Origin of the sequence: Archangium sp., assembly GCF_036388035.1 — a bacterium.
GTDB lineage: Bacteria > Myxococcota > Myxococcia > Myxococcales > Myxococcaceae > Archangium.
This window is the reverse complement of sequence record NZ_DASVSO010000267.1, coordinates 1-5,194: the sequence shown is the minus strand read 5'-3', so window position 1 is coordinate 5,194 and position 5,194 is coordinate 1. Positions and strand designations below refer to the sequence as shown.

The following is a 5,194-nucleotide window of genomic DNA, read 5'->3' as shown; positions in this document are numbered from 1 at the left end:
CTTGTCCTCGTAGGGGGCGATGCCGCTCGTGTCGATGTCCGAGGCCGGGTCCGCCATGCCCACGCGCGGCGCCAGCCCGCGCTCCCACATGCGAATGAACGTCTCCGAGGAGCCGGACAGGCCCGCCGTGTTCGCCCCCAGCCGCCCCAGGTCCTTGAGCAGGTCCGGCAGCAGGCCCACGTGCGCCAGGCCGTACTGGTCGAAGTCCGTGCCCAGCCGCGCCGGCCCGGACAGCTCCTGCTGGTACGCCTGCGCATCCGCCTCGGCCTGGAAGGTGGCCGAGCACGCCCCGTGCGCGCCAAAGCGCGGCCGCGTCTGCTGGATGAAGCCGTTGAAGTCCGCGCCGAAGGCCATGGGCACCTTCAGCCCCTGCCGGCCGAACTCGTACGCCTGCGCCACCGAGCGGCTGGAGCCGTGGCAGTTGTTGGCGATGCCGGACTTCGTGTACGCGCGCGCCTCGTCGTGTGCCGTGCGCAGGCCGAACATGCCGCCCGTCTGCCGCAGGTAGCGCACCACCCACGCCGGCGTCGTCTTCTCGTTCTCCGCCAGCTTCGGGTTCATCACCTCGCGGAAGTGGCCGTGCGAGATGTAGAGCGGGTAGTAGCTGTTGGCCTGGGCGACGGCGTAGGCGTCCTGGATGCTCTTCTCGGACAGGTGCGCCATGTCCACGAGCATCCCCTTGGCCATCATCGCCTGCACCAGCGCCTTGCCCTCCGCCGTGAGGCCCTTGGTGTTGCGGCAGTTGCCGGCCGCGTCCTTGTACACGTCGAAGCCGAGCGTGAAGGAGCTCGTCGTCACCCCGCAGTCGTAGTCGATGTGGCAGTTCTCCAGGAACTGGGCCGCCTGGAAGATGACGTTGTGCAGCGCCGCGCCGCCGAAGCGGTTGTCCAGCTGGTGCACCGGCTGGAGCGAGCGCACGCCCAGCGCGTAGAAGCGGTCCAGCTCGCTGCGCCAGTCCTTCGTCCCGAAGAGCTTGCTCGACTCGATGGAGAGCACCATCGCCAGCTTGCCGGAGGCGATGATGGTGCGCGCGTGCGCGGGCGAGAGGGCGATCTCCGCCCAGTCCGTGCGCGCATCGAAGTCGCGCGCCATCTGGAGCTGCACCTCGACGTCCGCCATCTCGTCACAGGGGCGCTTGAGGTTCTGGTACGGCAGCGCCTTGCACAGGAACTGGTTGCTCACCAGCGACACCGTCACGAGCGACATGCCGCCCAGGTGCGCCTGCCGCAGCCAGCCCTCCCAGGACTGCTGGTGGGCGATGGTGTCCCAGCGCGGCCACTCGGTGCGCACCTCGCGCCGGCCCAGGTGCAGGCCCGTGTCGCCCTGGGTGCCCTCCATCTTCCCGATGAACTCCGAGCCCACCGCGCCGCCAATGCCGAAGAGCCCCGCGAGCAGCGGGACGCCGCCCAGGTCCACCCCGCCCGAGTTGGGACACAGGTTGAGCATCTCGCCCAGGTCCATCCGCACGCGGGCGTGGTCGCTCTCCGGCGCCCCGCCGTCACAGCGCTCCAGCGCGCCGGTGTGGCCACCATGGAACCAGCCGCCGCCAAAGGCCTCCTCGGCGAACATGTGGTGGTGCAGCTCCGCGAAGCCGCCCACCGCGAGCCCCTGCGCGGCCGTGGCCGGCCGCTCCGGGGGGACGGGGGCGGGCTCCTCCACCACGGGACCGCAGCCCTGCGCCAGCACCACCGCCAGCGCCAGGACGAGCCCAGCGCCGCCACGAGGATGGAATTCCATGAAAAGGCCTCCTTGTCGGGAAAGCCCCTCTCATAGCGCTGATGCGGCCCAGGATAGAAGGGCCCTGCCCGGAAATTGACGCGCGGGCGTCAACCCGTGCGCCTACTTCATCAGCGCGCGGTATTTCTCGAACAGCGCGTGCTGGCGGCTGGTGAGCGGCACCTGCTTCCCGCCCAGCCACATGCCCAGCGGGCGGCTGCTCGACTCCAGTGGGTCGCCGTTCCACAGCACCAGGTCCGCCACCTGGCCCGGTGCCACCTGACCGCCCTCCATCCCGAAGGCCTCCGTCACGTTGGAGGTGAGGGCCCGCAGCGCGTCCGCGTACGGCAGGCCCCACGCCACCGCGTTGCCCGCCTCCTGCGCCAGGGTGCGCACCATGTGCGGCTCGCCCATGGTGGAGATGAGCACCTTCACCCCCGCCGCGCTCAGCAGTGCCGCCGAGTCCAGCCGGCTGCTCAGCCCGTCGAAGCTGGAGGGCAGGTTCTGCGTGGGCTGCAGGATGACGGGCACCTTCGCCGCCGCCAGCTCCGGCGCCACCCTCCATGCCTCGCGCCCCCCGGCGATGAGCACCCTCAGCCCGAACTCGTGCCCGAGCGCCAGCGCCGCGCGGATGTCCGACACCCGGTTGGCCGTCACCACCACCGGCAGCGCCCCTGCCAGCGCCGGCTGCAGGGCCTCCAGGTCCAGCCGGCTCGCCGCCAGCGTGCGCATGCGGTTCTGCTCGAAGTCCCCCTTGCGCTTGTTGTACTCGCGCGCGTCGGACAGCAGCTCGCGCAGGCGCTCCAGCACCAGCGAGCGAGGGCCGGACACCGCGTCACGCCCGCTCACGCCCAGGTTGACGTGCAGGGCCAGCGGCGCCCGGCGCACCGTGCCGTCCGTCGTCACCCACGCGCTCTGCCCGGACACCAGCCCGCCCAGGGGCACCACGCCCGCCGTGGTGACGCCTCCCAGGCGCGCCACGGGGAACGTCTCCGCCGCGGGGTTGAGGCTGTCGGCGGCACGCAGCGCGGCGCGAATGGGCTCCTTGGCCGCCTCGCCCCGCAGGACGTCGTCCACCGTGGACTCCTCCGCGCCCACCTCCACCACGCCCAGGCTGGTGAGCGCGTCCACGAAGCCCGGCGCCAGCACCCGCCCCTTGCCCTCCACGGCGCGGCACCCGGCGGGCACCGTGCCGAGCGCCCCCGGCTGCACCCGCGACACCTTCCCGTTCTCCACCAGCACGGAGGCGTGCGCCTGCCACTCGCCCTGGGAGAGCACGGCCACGTCCTGGAACACGGTGCACGCGTCGGCCTTCACCTCGAGCAGCCGGGCACACGCATTGTCCGCCGAGGGCTCGCAGCGGGCGTCCAGGCCCGCGGCCTTCAACGCCGGCGGGGCCGAGGGCGCTACCACCAGCTTCGCCGAGTCCCCCGCGCGCTCGCCCAATTCGAAGTCGCTTGCATCCACGGTGCCAGAGGCCGCGTCAAAGGTGACGACGCCGTCCGCCCAGACGCGCTGCGCTCGGGCGTAGACGGACAGCGGGTGGTTCTTCCACAGCACCACGTCCGCCATCTTCCCCGGCTCCAGCGAGCCCGTCCTGTCCTCCACCCCCATCACCCACGCGGGCTGGAGCGTCACCCAGCGCAGCGCCTCCTCCTCGGTGATGGGGAGGCCGGACTCGCGCGCCCGCCACATCGCCTTGCTGGCCTCTTGGTTGAGCCGCTGAATCCCCAGCGCCGAGTCCGAGTGGATGACGGCCCGCCCGCCCGCCTGGGACACCAGGCCCGCGTTCTCGGGAATGCCGTCCCACGCCTCCATCTTGAAGCCCCACCAGTCCGCCCACGTGGCCACCGCCACCTGCTTCTCCGCCAGCCGGTCGCGCAGCTTGTAGGCCTCCAGCGCGTGGTGGAAGGCCCGGATGGAGAAGCCGAACTCGTCGGCCACCCGCAACATCACCTCCATCTCGTCCGCGCGGTAGCAGTGGTTCTGCACGAGGATGTTGCCGCGCAGCACCTCCGCCAGCGTCTCCAGTTGCAGGTCCCTCAACGGCTCGGGCCCCGCCTCCTCGGGCTTCTTCGCGCGCTTCTTCTCCCACTCGGACTGGCGCTCCATGTACTCGCGCGCCTTGGCGAAGGCCTGACGGAAGCCCGCCACGTTGGCCATGCGTGTCGCGGGCGCGCGGTGCTGCATGGAGCCGTAGACACGGCGCGGGTTCTCGCCGCACGCCATCTTCAGGCCGTCCTTCGCCCCGGGAAAGCGCATCTCCGCCGCCGAGCGGCCGAAGTGCAGCTTCACCGGGAAGCCTCGCCCGCCAATGAGGTTGGCGCTGCCGGGCAGCACCAGCAGCGAGGTGACTCCGCCGGCCGCCGCGCGGCGCAGGCCCGGGTCCTGCGGCCAGAAGGAGTGCTCAGCGGAGAGCTCCGCCGTCACCGGGGCCGTGGCCTCGTTGCCGTCACTGGTGGAGCTCGTCTCCGGCGAGGCGTACACGCCCAGGTGGCTGTGGGCGTCGATGATGCCGGGCGTCACGTACAGGCCCGTGCCGTCCACCTCTTCCGCCCCGGGCGGCGTGGCCACGTCCGCGTTGCGCCCCACCGCGAGGAGCTTCCCGTCCGCGAAGGCCACCGCGCCGTCCTCGATGGCCGGGCCCGAGGCGGGCATCACCGTGGCGTGCCGCACCACCACCGGGCGCTCCTGGCGCCACACGCGCGCCGGGGCGGCGGCCTTGGCCACCGGCTGGACGGAGCTGGGCTCCGCGGGGGAAGTGTTGGAAACGGTAGCGCACGAGGTCAACAACAACAGGGGAAGGTAGCGAGAGCGCATGGCCGGCCTCGTATCACGGTAGAATCCAGGGCGCCCATGTCCTCCGCTCCTCCCGCCCCCAGCCCCCAGCCCCCCCTCCTCGGTGAGCGGGCCGCGGACGGGCCGCGGCCCGAGTCCCCGCCCGAGCCCCCGGCCCCCGCGAGCGAGTTGCTGCCGGTGGGGTACTCAGGGCCCTTCAAGGAGTGCAAGGACGAGCTGGTGCGCGCCTTCGAGCGCGAGTACCTCACCCGGCTGCTCGGCCGAACCAAGGGCAACATCGCCCGCGCCGCACGCGAGGCCGAGCTGGACCGCAAGCACCTCTACTCACTGCTGCACAAGTACGGGCTGGTGCAGAGCGAGGGGGACTGACTCAGGCCCCGCCGAGCTGCCCGCGCACCGCGTCCGGCAGGTGGTCGCGCAGGGTGGAGATGGGAATGCCCTCGTTGTACGGGGCCGAGAACCCCGGGCCTCCGCTGTGGTGGAGCGCCACCAGCGTCCAGTCCTGGTTGAAGCAGGGCGAGCCGGACGAGCCTCCCAGGGTGTGGGTCCGGTACGTCACCCGGGTCCGGGCCGCGTTCACCCCGATGATGCCGTTCGTCTCGATGGCCAGTCGCAGCCGGTCCCCCTGAGGGTGCTGGACGATGATGATCGGCGAGCCGGGCGGGAAGGCATACGCGTC

General features: G+C 71.9%; 3 protein-coding genes and 1 pseudogene. 1 reads left to right on the top strand and 3 read right to left on the bottom strand.

All coding sequences use genetic code 11. The features are described 5' to 3' along the window. On the bottom strand, nucleotides 1–1,737 hold a 1,737-nt coding region (locus tag VF697_RS11315; RefSeq protein ID WP_331094156.1), incomplete at its 3' end, for a membrane dipeptidase. Between the two features lie 102 nt (nucleotides 1,738–1,839). Next, nucleotides 1,840–4,536 carry an amidohydrolase family protein gene (locus tag VF697_RS11310; protein WP_331094155.1) on the bottom strand — a complete coding sequence of 899 codons (2,697 nt, stop codon included), beginning with the start codon at nucleotides 4,534–4,536 and terminating at the stop codon, nucleotides 1,840–1,842. Nucleotides 4,537–4,656: 120 nt separating this feature from the next. On the opposite strand from VF697_RS11310, the pseudogene VF697_RS11305 reads away from it, so the two are divergent. Further along, a pseudogene (locus tag VF697_RS11305) lies at nucleotides 4,657–4,884 on the top strand (helix-turn-helix domain-containing protein); the annotation flags it as partial. A 1-nt stretch (nucleotide 4,885) separates the two neighbouring features. Here the strand turns inward: VF697_RS11305 and VF697_RS11300 are convergent. After that, the coding region (locus tag VF697_RS11300; RefSeq protein WP_331094153.1) for a trypsin-like serine peptidase at nucleotides 4,886–5,194 on the bottom strand (309 nt) is incomplete at its 5' end.

Excerpts from the sequence above, each read along its gene's own strand:
- VF697_RS11310 (WP_331094155.1), bottom strand. The coding sequence starts at position 4,536 with ATGCGCTCTCGCTACCTTCCCCTGTTGTTGTTGACCTCGTGCGCTACC.